15 protein-coding genes are annotated in these 18,378 nt (G+C 36.5%); 14 read left to right on the top strand and 1 reads right to left on the bottom strand.

The features are described 5' to 3' along the window. The first annotated feature begins 391 nt into the window (after positions 1 to 391). The 14 genes from Q0543_RS11015 to Q0543_RS10950 all read left to right on the top strand — a co-directional run bounded on the left by Q0543_RS11015 (position 392) and on the right by Q0543_RS10950 (position 16,474). On the top strand, positions 392 to 616 hold the full coding sequence (locus Q0543_RS11015) for a hypothetical protein (protein ID WP_299252699.1): 225 nt from the start codon (positions 392 to 394) through the stop codon (positions 614 to 616). Between the two features lie 250 nt (positions 617 to 866). After that, the gene (locus Q0543_RS11010; protein ID WP_299252696.1) at positions 867 to 2,129 is read left to right on the top strand and encodes a hypothetical protein; all 1,263 of its coding nucleotides are present in this window, start codon (positions 867 to 869) and stop codon (positions 2,127 to 2,129) included. After that, positions 2,113 to 3,336, top strand: coding sequence for a glycosyltransferase family 4 protein (locus Q0543_RS11005; RefSeq protein ID WP_299252693.1), 1,224 nt, complete (start codon positions 2,113 to 2,115; stop codon positions 3,334 to 3,336). Before Q0543_RS11010 ends, Q0543_RS11005 begins: the two co-directional genes overlap by 17 nt. A 557-nt stretch (positions 3,337 to 3,893) precedes the next feature. Next, a complete protein-coding gene (locus Q0543_RS11000) occupies positions 3,894 to 4,970 on the top strand; it encodes a glycosyltransferase family 4 protein (protein WP_299252690.1) in 1,077 nt (358 codons plus the stop codon). Between the two features lie 761 nt (positions 4,971 to 5,731). After that, complete coding sequence (gene rfbF, locus Q0543_RS10995; protein WP_299252687.1) at positions 5,732 to 6,505, top strand: glucose-1-phosphate cytidylyltransferase; 774 nt, start codon at positions 5,732 to 5,734, stop codon at positions 6,503 to 6,505. After that, a complete protein-coding gene (rfbG, locus tag Q0543_RS10990; RefSeq protein WP_299252685.1) occupies positions 6,496 to 7,569 on the top strand; it encodes a CDP-glucose 4,6-dehydratase in 1,074 nt (357 codons plus the stop codon). The genes rfbF and rfbG overlap by 10 nt, the downstream gene beginning before the upstream one ends. 13 nt (positions 7,570 to 7,582) lie before the next feature. Beyond that, positions 7,583 to 8,485 carry an NAD(P)-dependent oxidoreductase gene (locus Q0543_RS10985; protein WP_299252683.1) on the top strand — a complete coding sequence of 301 codons (903 nt, stop codon included), beginning with the start codon at positions 7,583 to 7,585 and terminating at the stop codon, positions 8,483 to 8,485. 2 nt (positions 8,486 to 8,487) lie between these two features. Beyond that, positions 8,488 to 9,789: a lipopolysaccharide biosynthesis protein RfbH gene (gene rfbH / locus Q0543_RS10980; RefSeq protein WP_299252681.1), complete on the top strand. Its 1,302-nt coding sequence runs from the start codon at positions 8,488 to 8,490 to the stop codon at positions 9,787 to 9,789. Between the two features lie 4 nt (positions 9,790 to 9,793). Beyond that, positions 9,794 to 11,332 carry an oligosaccharide flippase family protein gene (locus Q0543_RS10975; RefSeq protein WP_299252678.1) on the top strand — a complete coding sequence of 513 codons (1,539 nt, stop codon included), beginning with the start codon at positions 9,794 to 9,796 and terminating at the stop codon, positions 11,330 to 11,332. Position 11,333: 1 nt separating this feature from the next. Then, positions 11,334 to 12,254 carry a glycosyltransferase gene (locus Q0543_RS10970; RefSeq protein WP_299252675.1) on the top strand — a complete coding sequence of 307 codons (921 nt, stop codon included), beginning with the start codon at positions 11,334 to 11,336 and terminating at the stop codon, positions 12,252 to 12,254. A gap of 136 nt (positions 12,255 to 12,390) precedes the next feature. Beyond that, positions 12,391 to 13,374, top strand: coding sequence for a glycosyltransferase (locus tag Q0543_RS10965; protein WP_299252673.1), 984 nt, complete (start codon positions 12,391 to 12,393; stop codon positions 13,372 to 13,374). Positions 13,375 to 13,460: 86 nt separating this feature from the next. Continuing rightward, a complete protein-coding gene (locus Q0543_RS10960) occupies positions 13,461 to 13,946 on the top strand; it encodes an acyltransferase (protein WP_299252671.1) in 486 nt (161 codons plus the stop codon). Between the two features lie 74 nt (positions 13,947 to 14,020). Continuing rightward, positions 14,021 to 15,307 (top strand): FAD-dependent oxidoreductase, encoded by a 1,287-nt coding sequence (locus Q0543_RS10955; protein WP_299252668.1) that lies wholly within the window; start codon positions 14,021 to 14,023, stop codon positions 15,305 to 15,307. Between the two features lie 96 nt (positions 15,308 to 15,403). Next, on the top strand, positions 15,404 to 16,474 hold the full coding sequence (locus tag Q0543_RS10950) for a glycosyltransferase family 8 protein (protein WP_299252665.1): 1,071 nt from the start codon (positions 15,404 to 15,406) through the stop codon (positions 16,472 to 16,474). 596 nt (positions 16,475 to 17,070) lie between these two features. Here the strand turns inward: Q0543_RS10950 and Q0543_RS10945 are convergent. Continuing rightward, the gene (locus Q0543_RS10945) at positions 17,071 to 18,006 is read right to left on the bottom strand and encodes an Rpn family recombination-promoting nuclease/putative transposase (RefSeq protein WP_299252662.1); all 936 of its coding nucleotides are present in this window, start codon (positions 18,004 to 18,006) and stop codon (positions 17,071 to 17,073) included. Between the last annotated feature and the right edge of the window lie 372 nt (positions 18,007 to 18,378).

Here is an 18,378-nt window from a genome sequence, read left to right as displayed (position 1 = left end):
TATTAAGATACCAGTTGTGTTAATTCAAACAGGGAATAGTACTTGTATATTTAATGCGCTTTTCCAACTCAAGCATTCGTACCCAAAGATTAAGTCTATTTGATAGGTTCTAATGAAACGAAGAGGCATGAGCCCTATATAGAGCATATATGCATATGAAAATGAAGCAAATACGAGTGTTGATGGTTATAAATATTTTAATGCAAATTCTGAAGCATTTGAATGGATGTGCATTCAATGTTGCTTGTATCTAGATTCCCATATATTGATGTATGAAGATGTTCAACTTCTGGCAGATACATACAAATATGTTGGCATGACATTATGCAGCTTTTTTAGGTACACAAATTTTATTGCCTTGCATGTCTAAAAAGAGTTTTGTTCTTTTGTGATGAACTTATATCAAAAGGAATCTTCGGATCTTACGTTAGAAACCTATTATAACAACTTTATTAAAGCGCATCCCAGGAGAGTTGTTTTAAATATGATTCCGCTTACCATGTATGCAGTGCAAAACACTACTAAGGTAAAAAATAGGTGTTTTACAGATGGTAGCCCTAGCTTTGTCTGTCTAAAAGTTGGGGAGTTCTTCTTTTATATGGATAAAGTATTTTAAAAATACAGTTCAGCGGTATAAAATCCTTATGGAGTAAATCGTAAGACTTACATGTCATGTTTTACACGTTACATTTTAATCAGACTCAAGCAAAAAGAATATGATAAAATACATGCTAACTAAAGGCTTCAATTTTGGTTCAGGTATATACGTTATTTAGTATATTATTATACGAAAATAACATCTAAAATCTTTAATAAATAGCGGTTCGTTTAAGATAATAATTCTTCATTTGATGACATAAATACACATGATTCAAGATTTTGTTTATATATTATTAGGAATTAATTTGGTTGTTTCCGTCATTTTCTATCTGAAAAAAGGATGTGAGATTCCCATTTTTATTGCTCTCTTTAATGCTTTGGTTCAATATAGAATTATATCCTTAGAACTTGGCTATAGCCAATTTATTCATTTTAATTATCAAATTGACTTTGAGTTTACCATGGAAATGGCCTACGAAATTAGCCATCTTATTTTATTGGGATCAACGGTGATGATGTATACATTCATGCTTCTATACAAGCCTATCAAGGTAAGACTGAACGATACAAATGATTATTTAAAAGACTTTATTTTATCAAAAAAAACGATCATTCTAATTGGACTTTCTTTTTTCTCTGTATTTCAACTTGTATTTTCTTCCAGTATAAGTGACAGTTATGGATTGCTGTCAAAATTGGCAAACAGCTCCTTTATTTTATTGATGTTTTTAATCTTTCTCAATACAAATAAAACTAGATTTCTTGATAAGGTACTTTATCTAATTGGTTTTTTGGCTATAGGTTACATCACGTATAGTTCGGAGTTGCGCTTTCAGTTTTTAGGGTGGATGATACCCGTTGGGTATTTTTTAGTGCGAAATGTTAAGCCAGTATATAAGCTTTATTTGATGGTTGTGGGCATGTTTTGTATTCTAGTAATTTTTTCTGCAGCTCGGGTGATGCGCTATCAAGAGGCGGCTGAATTAAGTTCAGAAGAATTGTACGGTGAAAGTTACGAACGTCTTCAAGAATCCGATGATGTGAATTTTATAGATGGCTTTATGATGATGTACCAAGTATATCCCAAGTATTTGGATCATACCTACGGAATCGAACATTTGAATATAATCTTTAGGCCTATTCCACGTAGCATATGGTCAAGCAAACCCTTAGCTGGATGGTTCCAGAATTATCAAGAAAAGTATGGCTTAGAAATTATTACGATTGGCTTCTCACCAACGATATATGGGGTTTTTTACGCAGAAGGAGGTGTACTCGCCATTCCTATTTTTGCAGTATTGTGGGCATATTTTTTATCTTGGTTGTATCGAAAATTGTCTGCGTATGAGTCTGATTTATCTTACTTATTAATTGGTATCTTATTAACCGCCCTTATTCCAATCTTCCGTAGTGGTGATTTGGCGGGCGACGTAGCCATTGTATTAATGAGTTATTGGCCCATTATTGTATTTGTGTATCAGTACAAAAAGTATGTGCGTAAACGTTTGCGAGATGAACAAGAAGCCTAACGTTATCTGCATCCACATTGGGGCCCGTGCACATTACCTTATACCACGTGCACTTCAAGATGCAGGGTTATTACATGTGCTCATAACCGATACTTGGGTAAAACAATCTTGGTTGCGAAAACTATTTACTAAGATTCCACAAACAGCCCTAAAGTCATTAGCAGGTAGATATCACGAAGCCATTCCAAAAAGAAAAGTACAATCGTTTGGTTTTCGGTTTTTAGTATTTGAATTAAAGCTGCGTTTGAAGCATACGTATTCGTGGACTTCTACTTTATTACGCGATCAGAAATTCGAAATTCTAGCTCTTCAGAAACTAAAGAATATACCCGATGCAGATCTTGTATTAGGGATCTCATATACGTCATTGCTCTGTTTTGAATTTGCAAAACAACAGGGAATGAAAACAGTATTGTTTCAAATTGATCCCGGCTTTGAAGAAGAAGAACGCGTTGCGAAATTGCTTCAAGAAAATAGATTCAATACCACCTGGGAATGCGCACCAAAAAGCTATTGGGAAAATTGGAGAAAGGAATGTGCTTTGTCCGATCGTATTTTTGTAAATTCAAACTGGAGTAAAATTGGTTTGATTCAACAAGGTATCGACGCAGCTAAAATTGCTATCATTCCATTGCCCTTTTCAGTAGAATCCAAACATCTACTATTTCAACGTCACTATCCGACTAGTTTTACAAAAGAGCGTCCTTTACGTTGCTTGTTCTTAGGTACATTATCTTTACGAAAAGGTATTCATATAGTCTTGGAAGCAGCAAAACAGCTTCAGAACATACCAATTGAATTTATCTTTGTAGGTAGAAATGAATTGGATGTATCCGAATTCGATTTGCCGAATGTGCATTACAAAGGCATCGTTACTCGAGAACAAACAGACTTGGAATACCAACAAGCAGATGTATTCCTATTTCCAACCTTCTCCGACGGCTTTGGCTTAACACAACTTGAAGCGATGGCATGGAAACTACCCGTCATTTCAACCACCTGTTGCGGCGAAGTGGTAGAACAAGAACGCAACGGATGGATAATGGAACACATAGATGCTGCAACATTGTCTTTAATACTGCAACGCATACTTACAGAACCTACAGTACTGGAATCATATAGCACGCGATGTTTAGAACGCGTGCAGCACTTTAGTCTGGAAAACTTTACGAAAAGGCTGATTGAAGTAATAGAAATTAAAAATTAGTGGACAGGAAAAAAGTGAAAATAAGTGGACAGTTGTCAGTGATCAGTGGTCAGTAAAAAGTGTAAAGTGTAAAGTAAAAAGTAAAAAGTGTAAAGTAAAAAATATTGGTCAGTAGAATAATTCAAATGTTTTCGCAAATCTACCCGTTGTTGTGCCAGCGGCCAACAACCTGCAAATCTCTTTACGCCGTTGTTGGTGTTTCGGCCCGCATAAATTTAAAAATAGCGAACAACTATTCACGCAGTTTACCAACAACTGGTTTACGCTACTATTTATTAATGCGGAATGTTTCTGGTTATTTCTGGCGCGAATCTATAGCGAAGCGTGACTCGTGGCTTCTTGTTGTTGTCTTTAACTACATTTGAAAAACAATAAATAACCCACAATCGATCATTGCGATATTTTCTTTCTCATCCTCGTTCTGTGACTCACAGAACGAAGTATTGTTGGCGGAAATACGAACAATAATCACTCCATTCATAATTTATAATTCATAACTTATAATTCATTCCACTGACCACTTTTTTACCACTGACCACTATTTCCTACATAAAATTATGAATAAAAACATCTTACTCATTTGGGATCGCATTGGTGACTATCATCTCTCTCGCGTAAAAGCGTTAGAAAAGCAGACTGGCGCAACCGTATATACTGCAGATTTAGCTGGTACCGATGCATTATATAAATGGGATAGCATCGCAAACTCAAGTCATACCGTATTGTCTACAAAGCCTGCGGAGCAACCAGATATATTGCATCGTTTTAAGATATTTAGAAAAATACTCAAAGAACATAATATTGATTTTGTTGCCATGCCTTATGGCAGAACAGAGTACCATCTGTTTTTAGCATATGCAAAATTAACAGGTATTTCTACGCTCATTTTTTCAGAATCTTGGTATAGCAGAGGTAAGGCAAAAGACTTTTTGAAATCCATTTTATTAAAAACACTTGGCGACACGTTTTTTGTTTCTGGCAAACGTGCGTACCAACACTTCACAAAAAACTATCACATAAAACCAGCCAATATCATTTCAGGATATAGCGTGGTAGACAATGCGCATTTTGAAAAGGCGTTGGATACGAAGAAGAATAGTCCAAAAGAACTTTTGTGTGTAGCACGTTACAGTGATGAAAAAAATCTATTGACCTTAATACAGGCTTTTGAAAAATCTGTATTGTCAGAAAACTATATTTTGCGATTGGTTGGGGATGGACCTTTGCGCACATCCTTACAAACGTACATCGATCAACATGCACTGGATAAAAAAGTTATTTTAACCGGGTGGCTTACCTATCACGAACTTCCGCAATTGTATGCCCAAGCAACAGCTTTTATATTGCCAAGTACGTTCGAGCCATGGGGATTGGTTGTAAACGAAGCCATGGTAGCAGGCTTGCCGATCCTACTTTCTAACACCTGCGGTTGCATTCCAGATTTATTGGTTGAAAATCAAAATGGATTCTCCTTTGATCCATATAACGAATCTGAACTTACAGAAAAGCTGAATCAATTAAATACGTTAACAGATACAAAGCTTCATCAATTCGGAATCCGTTCAAAAGAAATCATACAGGAATTTTCACCAGAGATTTGGGCGAGGAAAATGTTAGATAATTATGAATTATAAATTATGAATCACGAACAGCCAAATTTCTATTGTCTGAACTATGATTCTTTTGATTTTAATGATTAGAAATGATTTTTAAAACGTTTTTTTTAATATGTCAAATTTAATTCATTTAAAATCTGACAACCGACCACTGTTTTTAGTTAAAAAACGTAGTCAAAGACTACAAAATTAATAGACACCAGTCCGCTTGCTGTTTGATGGTGCTATTTTATTGGATGTTATGCTATTGGAAATAGTAGCGTGTAGGAAAGTCGAGACTGGCGCCAGAAAAGTTCGAGATTGCAAATTCAATGTCGTTTAGTTAAGAAAATTTTGAGCGCTGATTATCCATTTTCGCAGTGGTCAGAACAACTGAAAAAATGGTCTGACCTTTGTTAAAATTAAATACATGAATGCATTATCCTCTTATCTTAAGGAAACGACATCATTCATCATTATTCCTGCCATACGGGATTGAAACCCTGTTTTTCTATTAAATTTGGATTTTTTTACATATTTTACAGGAACTATCGACGTGTGCTGCGTATTTCAATAAAATGAATATATGGTACTGGGCAATCATTTTATTAGCTTGTACTCTAAGGCGCTTTTTCTGTATTTGACATAAAAAAGATAACCTTATTTCAAACACGTCCGTTGCAGTTGGGAGGGGCTGAATCAAATGCAATATTCTAGCATAATACAGACCAGATACATACTATGTGTACGTATTGCCTGTTGCAATTAAATTTTAAATGAAATCAATCTTAACATAAACGATGAAAGTAGTATTGCTTGCAGGTGGTTTGGGATCTCGGCTTTCAGAAGAAACTTCTTTAAGACCAAAACCCATGGTTGAAATAGGAGGGAAACCAATTTTGTGGCATATCATGAAAATTTATTCTCATTATGGCTACAATGAATTTGTGATTTGCTTGGGATATAAAGGATATGTAATCAAAGAGTATTTTGCGAATTATTTTTTACATCAATCCGATGTAACGATAGACATTGCAGAAAATAAATTGGAAGTACACAATTCGCACGCTGAGCCTTGGAAAATCACTTTAGTGGATACTGGTATAGATTCCATGACAGGTGGTCGAATCAAACGTGCAGCGAAATATTTAAATAACGAACCATTCTTACTTACTTATGGGGATGGTGTTGGTAATGTAGATATAAAAGCGCTCGTAGATTTTCATAAGAAAAATAAAAAATTAGTAACCGTTACAGCTGTTCAACCCTTAGGTAGATTTGGTGCTTTAAGTATTGATGATACCGATTCTGTTTCCTCTTTTTATGAAAAACCGCAAGGGGATGGTGCATGGATCAATGGCGGTTTCTTTGTGTGCGAACCAGAAGCAATCAATTATATTAAAGAAGATGCTACGATTTGGGAACGCGCACCCATGGAAGCCATAGCAGCCGAAGGACAAATGGCAGCCTTTCGTCACGAAGGTTTTTGGAAACCAATGGATACCTTACGCGATAAAAATGAATTGGAAGAAGATTGGAATTCAGGACAAGCACAATGGAAGCTATGGAATTGAAAAATAGCTTAGAACAAACCTATAGAGGAAAAAAAGTATTTATTACGGGACATACCGGATTTAAAGGATCTTGGATGGTTCGTGTGTTGCAATTATTAGGAGCTCAAGTGAAAGGCTATGCACTTGCACCTGTCTATCACAACGGATTATTCGATTTGTTGGACTATCCATCAACGATGCATTCTGTGATTGGCGATATTTCTGACAAAAAATATTTAATACAAGAAATAACTTCTTTTCAACCCGACTTCATCTTTCACTTAGCTGCACAGCCATTAGTGCGCGAATCCTATAACACACCTGCCGAAACCTTTCATGTAAATGCAATAGGAACGGCACATGTATTGGATGCCGTACGTTTGTTGGAGAAGAAATGCACTTTGGTGTGTATTACAACAGATAAAGTATATGAAAATAAAGAATGGATACATCCTTATCGTGAAACCGATGAACTAGGAGGATACGATCCCTACAGCGCCAGTAAAGCAGCAGCTGAAATTGTCATACAATCCTACCGCAGATCTTTTTTTAATCCAAGGAATTACGCGAGCCATCAAAAATCTATTTCGGTAGCACGTGCAGGCAATGTAATTGGTGGGGGAGATTGGTCTGCCGACCGATTAATACCAGACATCATAAAAGCACTCTTTCAACAGCAGACAGTAATTATTCGCAACCCTGCTTCTGTAAGACCATGGCAACATGTATTAGAACCCATCATTGGGTATTTACAATTAGCACAGAAACAACACGAAGATCCTATAAAATTCGCTGGTGCATATAATTTTGGTCCACATACAGAAGATACCCTAGCGGTGGAACAATTGGTACAGTTGGTATTGAATACATGGGGTAGTGGACAATATGAAGTGCAGATCAATCCAAATGCCCCGCACGAAGCAGGATTGCTGCGTTTAGATATAACCAAATCGCAACTCGAGTTAACTTGGAAACCACGTTGGAATGCAGAAACAGCTATTTCAAAAACAGTGGAATGGTATCAGGAGCACAAAGCAGACATACGTGCGGTGACCGATGCACAAATCATTGCGTATTTTTCTTAAGGTATTTTAACAGATGCAAACGATTTCAATCATAGGCGCAAATTCATTTCTTGCAACCCGCATTCGCAAGCAGTTGCTTGTCGATACGTCTATTAATCTGCAACTATATGGTTCCAATATCGAATTGCTTTCTGAAAGAGAACGTGCATTTGATTTTCGATTGCCAGCACAGCAATTGAATTATGAAAGTTTACTGAATAGTGATACCATCCTATATTGTGCAGGGGCAGGCATTCAATCTTCAAAAACTTACACATCCGCTTTAATATATGAAGTGAATGTATTTGAACCCATTCGCTTGTTGCTGTACTTAGAAGAAGTGGGCTTTAAGGGAAACGTGATTACCTTTGGAACGTATTTTGAAATTGGAAACAATACAGACGTAAGGGCTTTTCAAGAGAAGGAAGTCATGTGTTCAACACATACACTAGCAAATGAATATGCCCTTTCTAAAAGAATGTTAAGTCAGTTTATTGATTCAGCATCTTTGGGATACAAGCACTATCATCTAATATTAGCCTCTATCTATGGCCATGGCGAAAATGAACATAGATTGATTCCTTATCTTGTAAAACAATTGCAAGAACATAAACCTGTACACGTTTCTTCTGGAGAGCAGATACGGCAGTACATTCATGTAAGCGATGTAATTGATTTGTTAATTGAAATCTTTCAAGGATATTTAAAAGCGGGAATCTATAATGTAGCACCGACAGATTCCATCTCTGTGCGTACCCTAGTAGAAACGGTTGTTGCACACATTCAACCGAAGGCCAATATTACATTTGGCGACGTTTCGAAAACAGATCAAAGCATGGCTGTGCTAAGTCTAGCAACAGATAAAATAAGAGCACATACTTCTTGGCGGCCACAAATAACCTTAAGCCAAGGTATAAACGAATACGTAATTCAATAACGATGTCATTTAAGAACTTTAATTCGGATTTAGAGTCCCAACTTAGAACGATTGCGACAAACAATACTAAAAAAGTACTGATTGCAGGCCATGATTATTTACCCGTAACAGGTAAAGTATTGGAAGCAGATGATTTATTGTATGCTGTAGATGCTAGCTTAGATGGCTGGTTAACGACAGGCCGATTTGGAGAGACATTCGAAAAAGAATTGGCTAAGTGGACAGGAACACGTTGGGCCTATCTGGTTAATTCGGGGTCATCCGCCAATCTCGTCGCTTTTTATGCATTGACCTCTCCCAAATTAGGCGACCGTCAGGTGAAACCCGGAGACGAAGTGATTACTGTAGCTGCAGGCTTTCCGACTACCATCAATCCACTTATACAATACGGTTGCATTCCTGTATTTATTGATATTGATATTCCCAATTACAACATCATTGCAGATCGCATCGAATCTGCAATAACGCCTAAAACCAAAGCCATCATGATGGCGCATACCTTAGGGAATCCCTTTGATTTAAGCGTGGTAACGGCATTGGCAAAGAAATACAATCTCTGGTTGATCGAAGACGATTGCGATGCCTTAGGAGCAGAATACAAGGGGCAGAAAACAGGCACTTTTGGAGATCTTGCAACACTTTCTTTTTATCCAGCCCATCACATTACCATGGGAGAGGGAGGCGCAGTGCTTGTCAATAATCCTGCACTTAAAAAGATTGTAGAAAGCTTCCGCGATTGGGGACGTGATTGCTGGTGTGCACCCGGTAAGGACGATACCTGTGGCAAACGCTTTTCCCAGCAATTAGGTGACTTACCAGAAGGCTACGATCACAAGTATACCTATTCCCATATTGGCTTTAACCTAAAAGCAACGGATATGCAAGCGGCAATCGGTATCAGCCAATTGAAAAAAGCAGATCACTTTATTGCACGCCGCAGAGAAAATTATGCGACCTTGTATAAATTGCTTCAACCACTCGAAGAACATTTTATTTTACCCGAGCCTACAAAAGATTCCAAGCCTAGCTGGTTTGGTTTTTTACTCACCATCAGAGAGGGTAGTAAAATAGATCGTACGGCATTAACAAAACACTTAGAAGAAAAGAAAATAGGCACACGTCTCTTATTTGCTGGGAACCTTACCAAACAGCCTGCGTATGCGCAGGTAGAACACCGCATTGTTGGTGACCTTAAAAATACAGATACCGTAATGAATCGTTCGTTCTGGTTGGGCGTGTGGCCCGGATTGGAAGAAGCACATTATGCATACATCGTACAGGTAATGAAAGATTTTATAAAATAATACTATGTCAAGAGTTCGATCGGCTGTGATGGGAGTACTTTCTTCACAGTTTTTTATGATCATTAACATTTTTCTGGCATTATGGACAACCCCATTATACCTTGATATTCTTGGCAAAGAAGGATATGGATTATATACGGTAATCATTCAGCTTATTGCCTATGTCTATATCATGGATTTGGGTTTGAGTGCAGGCATTACAAGAGAGCTGGCAGGTTTTAAAGACATTGAAAAAGAAGAAAATAGAATTGCAATCAATCACGTGGTTTCTACTTCGTTTTTTGTATATGTGCTTATAGGTATTTTATCCTTTGCAGTGGTTCTACTCGCAATGCCTTATGTACCGATGGTATTTGATATACCCACAGAGTTTAATGGGGTATTGAATGATATATTGATTTCGTATGGAGTTTTTATGCTGATCAATTTTCCTTTGAAAGCAATCGCAGGTATTTTCTATGCGCATCAACGACAGGTACTATCGAATACCTTGGGTTTTATTTCTAATTTAATTTCCATTGTACTTCCGTTAATACTACTAATAACATGGAAAGAAATTGGACTTTGGGCATTTGTAATCGCGAATGGCTTGAACATTTTTATTAGCGTTGCCATCAATGTTTATTTTATTCTGAAGCATTACCCTTTTCTTAAAATACGGTTTCAATTTTTCAAGTCACGTGTTTTTAAAGAGATGTTTCGTTTTGGTATGTATACCTTTTTAATACAGTTAGCGGTGCAAGTTGTATTTCAAACCGATCGTATTTTAGTTGGCTCCCTCGTTTCGCTTAGTGCTGTAAGCATCTATGCCATTACATTGCGTTTGCCAGAGTTGTGCCTTCAAACAGTATTTCGTGTTACAAACAGTTCTTTCCCTGCACTGGTAGAACGCTTTAAAAATAACGCAACACAGGATATGGCGCTTATTCACAACAAACTGATGTTGTTGCAAATGACCATCATTGTATGTGCCGTTATTTTAATAGGCGTATTGGATAAACCGTTTATTGAACTTTGGATTGGAGCTAATTTTTTTAGTGGATGGGGCGTATTAGGCATATACATCGTATTAATGGTATTGTTAACTATGAGCAATGTAAGTGCGGTATGTTTAAATTCTTCGGGAGATATCAAAAGTTTAAGTGTTTGGGCAATCCTAGAAGCAATACTGAATTTGGGACTGTCTCTATATTTGGGCAGAAAATACGGTATCATTGGCATCATTGCCGCAACCTTATTCGCTAGCGCAATCACTACTTCTTGGTTTATTCCCTACAAGACCATGAAGACATTTAATATACCTACTTGGGATTATTTGAAACCTGTTTTAATTCCTATTGCATATTTTACGCCCTTTGCCGGAGTCTGTTATATAGGGGCTAAATATTATTTTGAATATGTAGGAGGCAACTGGCTTAGCATAATTATTTTTGGACTAATTATAGGTATGGTACTGATGTTCTTTGCTTGGTTTGTTGTATTGCGAAAAGAGTTTCTCCTATACATACCAGAAAAAATTAGACGTAAATACAAATTTATATAATATGCAAAATCAACCCTTGGTTTCGATTCTGATACCTGTATATAATATGGAATCTTTTATTGAAGAAGCGGTAGATTCTGCATTGAATCAAGGGTATGGAAATTGTGAAATCATTATAGTAGACAATCATTCAACGGATAATACATGGAAGGTATTGTCGAAATACCAATCGCATCCCAATATTGTTGTTTATAAAAATGCTAGTAATATAGGAATGGTGCGCAATTGGAATGCCTGTTTGTCTTATGCAAAAGGGGAGTATATAAAATTTTTAAATGCAGATGATGTATTGGACGCAGATGCGATTTCTAAATACGTTCACATCCTGCAAGAATTTCCGACTGTATCCTTGGTAACAGCATCCTATACAACATTTGGAACGGAGCATAAAACCTATGTACCTCCTGTTGCATTTGGCTTACTAAAGGGTAAAGAAGCACTTGTGAAATCTATTGAATCGCATAATTGGATTGGCTCGCCTACACAGGTTATGTTTAAAAGGAGTGATTTAAGTATAGGACATTTCAATATAGCTTCTAATTTTTGGCCAGATTGGGAATTGTGGCTCAAGCTCTTGTTGATTGGTGACTTATATATTATCGAGGAAAGTTTAACAAAATATCGAATACACGCCAATCAAATCTCTGGAGATTTTAATCATGGAAAATCAAGAATTCAAACGCTGATTTTTTTGAAATGTTTGACACGTGCAGAACCATTCAGTTTTTGTTTGCCCATTTTATTGGATACGATAAAAAGAAAGCAATATTGGGTATACGAATATGGCATGAGTCAATTAAGAAGAGGAAATATACGAGCATCTCGTGTATTAATTAAGGCAAGTGGTAGCTCTTATATATCGTTATTCTTATTTAAGTATCTATATGAGAAGATTCAAGGGAATGTGTTCAATAAGAAGTGAAGGGTAACCTCATTATCTAGTGCTTAGCCGTGTTCGGTGTATGCCTTAGACTAAATGGTTGGTAGTTTGCGCAGCTCGTTTGTAAAAAGAAAGATATTTGTGAGCCTAAACGTACCAAATCATGGCATATTTCTGTATGGAAATATATCTTATCTTTACCCTATTAAAATACATAGCTGAAAAAAATAAACGCAATACAAATTTATATCCTATGCAATACCAACCCTTGGTTTCCATTCTAATACCCGTATACAATATGGAATCTTTTATTGAAGAGGCGTTAGATTCTGCATTGAATCAAAGGTATAAAAATTGTGAAATTATTTTAGTAGATAATCATTCAACGGATAATACCTTGAAGGTGTTGGAAAAATACCAGTCGCATCCCAATCTTGTTATATATAAAAATACTACAAATATTGGCATGCTACGCAATTGGAATACGTGTTTGTCCTATGCAAAGGGGGAGTATATAAAATTTTTAAATGCAGATGATGTATTACATGCAGACGTGATTTCTAAATACGTTGACATAATGCAAAAAAATCCAGGGCTATCGCTTATAACATCTTCTTATACTACATTTGGATCAGAAGAAAAAACTTACACACCTCCAGTTACGTTTGGATTAATAAAGGGAACGGAAGCAATCTTAAAATCTATTGCATCCTTTAATTGGATTGGCTCGCCCACACAGGTTATGTTTAAGAGGAGCGATTTAACTGTTGGTAATTTCAATATAGCTTCAAACCTTTGGGCCGATTGGGAATTGTGGTTCAAACTTTTGTTAATTGGTGATATATATGTTATCGAGGAAAGTTTAACTAAGTTTAGAGTACATTCGGGGCAAACCAGTCGAGATTTTGATGATGGAAAAACGGAAGTACAAACACTGAATTTTATTAAAAGTTTAACCCATTATGAACCGTTTCATTTTTGTTTGCCCTTTTTATTGGATACGATTAAAAGGAAACAATATGAGTTATACGAATTCGGCATGAGTCAATTCAGAAGACGAAATGGAAAGGTTGCCCGTTTATTAATCAAAGAGAGCGGTAGTAAATACGTATCCTTCTTTTTAGTGAAGTATATATACATGAAGATTAAAAAATTTGTATGAACTATCTACTCAGAAAAATAGTAAGTAAACTATATGGTTTTTTTATTCGAATAGAGAAACAACTTCTTCTAAATCACTATAAAATAGTGAATAAGAATGTTGTAATCGATCGTACGTTTCAATTTGAACGGTATTTTGATTTACGGGTTCAAAATGAACATGCCTCATTTGTTATAGGTAAAGATGTCATCATTAAAAATTACTGTTCTTTCGTGGTATCAAAAAACGGAAAGCTCATTGTTTCAGATGGTGTGTTTATGAATAAGTTTTGCTCGATCAATTGTATGGGGGAAGTGTATATAGGTTCAAATACCTTATTGGGCGAAGGCGTGCGTATATATGATCACAATCACAAGTATGAATCAAAAGATGAATTAATAAAAGATCAAGGATATTCTATTGGTTCAGTTCGGATCGGTAATAATTGCTGGATCGGAAGTAATACCATAATTTTAAATAATGTAGAGATTGGTGACAATGTTGTTATCGGTGCAAATAATTTGATTTACAAATCCATACCTGCAAATCAGATTGTAACTGCGAAGCATGAATTTCTGCAAAAAGAATATTGATTTTATATATAAGTAGGAATACTAGCTTGTAGCGTTTGTATTTTGAAATACGCAATAAAAAACGACAGGAACGCATGATCTATATTTTAGGTGCTGGTATAGCTGGTATTTCAGCAGGGTATCATTTAAATAAAAGAAATATCCCAAATGTAGTTCTTGAAAAACGAGCAACATGGGGAGGCTTGTTGGATCATTTTAAAATTGGCGCATTTACGTTTGATCATTGTGTACATCTCTCTTTTACAAAAGACGCATATGTTCAGAATCTTTTTGCTGAATCAACAGCGTATCATGTTCACAAACCAGAATCCTCAAACTTTTACAAAGGGCATTGGCTTAGACATCCCGCTCAGAATAATTTATTCCCACTGAGTTCTGAAGAAAAAATAAAAATAATAAGCGATTTTGTAACGAACGAACATGCTGCAGAAACGACTGAAATAAAAAACTACGAAGATTGGTTGTTTGCACAATACGGAACGTATTTCACAGAGCATTTCCCTAAAGCGTATACAAGAAAATATTGGACGCTTGAAGCAAGGGATCTATCTACGGATTGGGTAGGCAGTAGAATGTATAAACCAAGTATTGAGGAAGTATTAAGAGGCGCATTTACAGAACAAACGGCACATGTATATTATGCATCCGAAATGCGTTATCCGATTGAAGGGGGCTATAAGTCCTTTCTCAAAAAAATGGCTGAAGAAACAAGCATTCAAACTTCATCGGAAGTCTGTTCCATACATACCGAATCAAAGAAATTAACATTCTCCGGAAGCGAAGAAGTATCCTACGATAAAATTATTTCAACACTTCCATTGCCGGTTTTAATTCCCATGTTATCGAATGTGCCAGATGAAGTAAAGGCTGCTGTTGAACTACTCAGTTGGACATCTGTCGACCTTGTGTCCATTGGTTTTAGCAAGCCGGATATTCCTAAGTACCTCTGGTTTTATATGTACGACGAAGACATTCTTCCTGCAAGAGCGTATGCACCGAGTTTAAAAGCAATCGACAATGTTCCAGAAGGATGTAGCTCCTTGCAATTTGAAATATATTCTTCTAAACATAAGTCGTTGAATCTTCATCCGGAAGAATTGATAGCGCATGTTATTTTAAAGCTTGTAGAAATGAATATCTGTACCAGAGCAGATATAATGCTTACAGATCATCGGAAGGTTGAATATGGAAATGTTATTTTTGATCACCATCATAAGACTGCCACACAAACCGTACATAATTATCTTGATTCCAAAGGCATTCTCTATGCAGGACGGTTTGGTGAATGGGGGTACCTATGGAGCGATCAAAGTTTGTTGAGTGGTAAAAAAGCTGCGGATTGTATTTTCGTTGCTACCTAAGTACATGATTTTTGCCCTGCTTGTGCCTTTTCGAACAAGCACGTGTTACAGAATACTAAAATAGGAATTGCTGTATCCGAATTTAAATTTAAAACGATGAATAGAATAAAATTGGTTTTTACCTGTGATAATAAATTCTATCCAGGATTAGCAGGCACAATTACTTCATTGCTTCTGTGTAGTTCTTCTATGGAAATAGATATGTATGTGATTGATGGAGGAATATCAGAAAAAAATAAACAGGATTTAGAAAGAACGATAACGTTCATCTCGAAAGAGGTAACGATTGCCTTTATTAAACCAAATCTTACGAGTCTATCAAGCTTTCCTGCTTTTTTTGGTAGCATGATGACCTATGTAAGACTCTTGATTCCATCACTCATACAAGAGAAAAAAGTTATTTATATTGATACAGATATTCTGTTTACAAAAGATATAGTGGAATTGTGGGCTGTACCACTCAATGGCAAAACTGCAGCAGCCATAGTAGATCCCAGCGTTGCTCAAATGCATATGGATTGTTCTATTTGTGCCGAATTAGGAATTGAACCTACAGCCCCGTACTTTAATGCAGGTCTTTTGGTATTGGATTTAGAATCCGAACAAAAAAAGGACGTGATGAAAAGAGCCCTCTCGTATTTGACGGAACATCCCGAACAATGTACCTATCACGATCAAAGCGCATTAAATGCAATGCTGTATAATGACGTTGTTTTTATCGATCCATCTTGGAATACACTGTCTCGAAAAATATCGTATACTGCTACTACAGATTATGTTAAATTATTAGGAGACATCAATTACCATTTTGTCTCTCCATATAAACCTTGGTTGTATTATAGCGAATCTTTACCCGATAGAATATTTAGGTGTTTATTGGATACCATTGGCTGTACGTATCAAAATGGTGCTTTTGCAAAAACAAAAGTACAATTCATTCGTAGAAAATATTTTTCTCGAATTGCACCCATTTTTTATACCCTTAAAGCGCGTGTTCTATTTACCATAAGTGGGCGCAATCCAGACACGGATTTAGAAATAGCCAATTATTGGAAGGAATTGAATGGTGAAAGAGAAAAATTAAAATCTTTAGAAACTCAAATGGATGCAGTCTATGAAAGTTGGAATCGCAAGTTGCTTCAAGTAATGAATAGGAAGGAGAGTTAAATAGTGGTCAGTGAAAAAAAGTACTAAGTACTAAGTACGGAGTACAAAGTATTGGAATAAGTGATCAGTGCCCACTCGCGCCAGACTTCAGTCTGGTGTGTATCATTTTGCAGTCTTTGACTGCATTTACCCCCACTAGGGGCGCTGCCCCTAGCTTTGATGTCTGAACTATGATTCGTGTGATTATACGGATTGAAAAATGATTAAAAAAGTATAACATCTGAAGCTATCGGTGGTCAGTGAACAGTGGTCAGTGAAAAAAAGTACTAAGTACTAAGTACGGAGTACAAAGTATTGGAATAAGTGATCAGTGCCCACTCGCGCCAGACTTCAGTCTGGTGTGTATCATTTTGCAGTCTTTGACTGCATTTACCCTCACTAGGGGCGCTGCCCCTAGCTTTGATGTGTCAGGCTTTCAGCCTGAGTAATCCGCCAACTTTAGCAATTCTTTTTTTTCTGACAACTGACCACTTTCGTTTCATTCATAACTCATAATTTATCATTCATAATTCCGTACTCCGTACTCTCTCATTCATAACTCATAATTATGTCTCCCCTCGTCTAGCACCTAGAAACTAAAAACTAGTAGCTGTCAACTATTTTTGAACAATCTTTTCTATATCCTGCGCGGCCATCCCCGTGATTTTGCACACCATCTCCATCGATAAGCCATTCACAAACATTTGATTTATCATAAATATTTTTTCAGACTTTTCTTTCTCCACCGCTTTCACCACCGCTTTCTCCACAGCTACCTCCACGGCATAGTCGATGGTATTTTCGTAATCTCTTTTGGCTTTTAGGTTTCTGTCGTACATGGCGCGTTCTTTAGGTTTAAGATTCATTACTTCAGCAAGTTTGAAGATGCGTTTAAATACCCGTTTGTTTAAATACGTAGGCATTTGGTTTAAGCGGTGCAGATGTTTCAATACATAACACCAACGTTCCAAATCGTTCTCAAGTTCATGAACTTGCTTATCGAATTTACTCAATTCTAAAAATAGATACCCTAATTTAGGGTAAAAAGTTTCATTTGTATTCAGATTTACAAGTTGGACGGTCGTTAAATAATGATCACCAGTTGGTGTATTTAATTCAAAGTCTAGTATTCCGATTAAGAATACCCCCTTGATTTTGTAGTCCCATTTTTGTCCGGCAGCAGGTGCTTGCTCGTTTACAATTCGCGATGTATAATACACACACCGATCCATGAAATTGGTTTGTAACTTTCGCTGCATTTCAATAATAAACTGCTCTCCGTCATCGCCGGTGCACAGTAGGTCAAAATAAACATCTCTATCCTCAAGCGCTTCTCCATTCTTTTCAATATTGTTGAACGTAAGATTTGAGATAGTCTTTTTACCCTGAAATAAATTATTTAAAAAATCAATCAGAATGTCCTTATTCAATTCCTTACCAAATAAATATTTGAATCCGAAATCGGTTAATGGATCAATATATATACCAGGATTATTATATAATGGCATTTTGGGCTCCGAAAAGGAACTCGTCTCAATAGTAGTGTGGTACATAAAAGTATAGCTGTTTGAAATATAAATATAGGGAAAAAAGTGGTCAGTGAAAAAAAGTACTAAGTACAGAGTACAGAGTACAGAGTACAACGCACCCTCTCCCGCCAGACTTCAGTCTGGTGTGTATCATTTTGCAGTCTTTGACTGCATTTACCCCCACTAGGGGCGCTGCCCCTAGCTTTGATGTATCAGGCTTTCAGCCTGAGGAATCCGCCACTTTTAGCAATTCTCTTTTTTTTCTGACAACTGACCACTGTTCACTAACCACTATTTTTCACTAGCCACTATTTTTTACCCTCTAAACTTCTACATTCATAACTCCGTACTCCGTACTCTATACTCCGTACTCCGTACTCTATACTCCGTACTCCG

The organism is uncultured Cytophaga sp., assembly GCF_937863595.1.
Classification (GTDB): domain Bacteria; phylum Bacteroidota; class Bacteroidia; order Cytophagales; family Cytophagaceae; genus Cytophaga.
This window is presented reverse-complemented; position numbering and strand designations above follow the sequence as displayed.

Coding starts and splice junctions, on each gene's coding strand:
- Q0543_RS11015 (WP_299252699.1), top strand. CDS start 392: ATGAACTTATATCAAAAGGAATCTTCGGATCTTACGTTAGAAACCTAT.
- Q0543_RS11010 (WP_299252696.1), top strand. CDS start 867: ATGATTCAAGATTTTGTTTATATATTATTAGGAATTAATTTGGTTGTT.
- Q0543_RS11005 (WP_299252693.1), top strand. CDS start 2,113: ATGAACAAGAAGCCTAACGTTATCTGCATCCACATTGGGGCCCGTGCA.
- Q0543_RS11000 (WP_299252690.1), top strand. CDS start 3,894: ATGAATAAAAACATCTTACTCATTTGGGATCGCATTGGTGACTATCAT.
- rfbF (WP_299252687.1), top strand. CDS start 5,732: ATGAAAGTAGTATTGCTTGCAGGTGGTTTGGGATCTCGGCTTTCAGAA.
- rfbG (WP_299252685.1), top strand. CDS start 6,496: ATGGAATTGAAAAATAGCTTAGAACAAACCTATAGAGGAAAAAAAGTA.
- Q0543_RS10985 (WP_299252683.1), top strand. CDS start 7,583: ATGCAAACGATTTCAATCATAGGCGCAAATTCATTTCTTGCAACCCGC.
- rfbH (WP_299252681.1), top strand. CDS start 8,488: ATGTCATTTAAGAACTTTAATTCGGATTTAGAGTCCCAACTTAGAACG.
- Q0543_RS10975 (WP_299252678.1), top strand. CDS start 9,794: ATGTCAAGAGTTCGATCGGCTGTGATGGGAGTACTTTCTTCACAGTTT.
- Q0543_RS10970 (WP_299252675.1), top strand. CDS start 11,334: ATGCAAAATCAACCCTTGGTTTCGATTCTGATACCTGTATATAATATG.
- Q0543_RS10965 (WP_299252673.1), top strand. CDS start 12,391: ATGGAAATATATCTTATCTTTACCCTATTAAAATACATAGCTGAAAAA.
- Q0543_RS10955 (WP_299252668.1), top strand. CDS start 14,021: ATGATCTATATTTTAGGTGCTGGTATAGCTGGTATTTCAGCAGGGTAT.
- Q0543_RS10950 (WP_299252665.1), top strand. CDS start 15,404: ATGAATAGAATAAAATTGGTTTTTACCTGTGATAATAAATTCTATCCA.
- Q0543_RS10945 (WP_299252662.1), bottom strand. CDS start 18,006: ATGTACCACACTACTATTGAGACGAGTTCCTTTTCGGAGCCCAAAATG.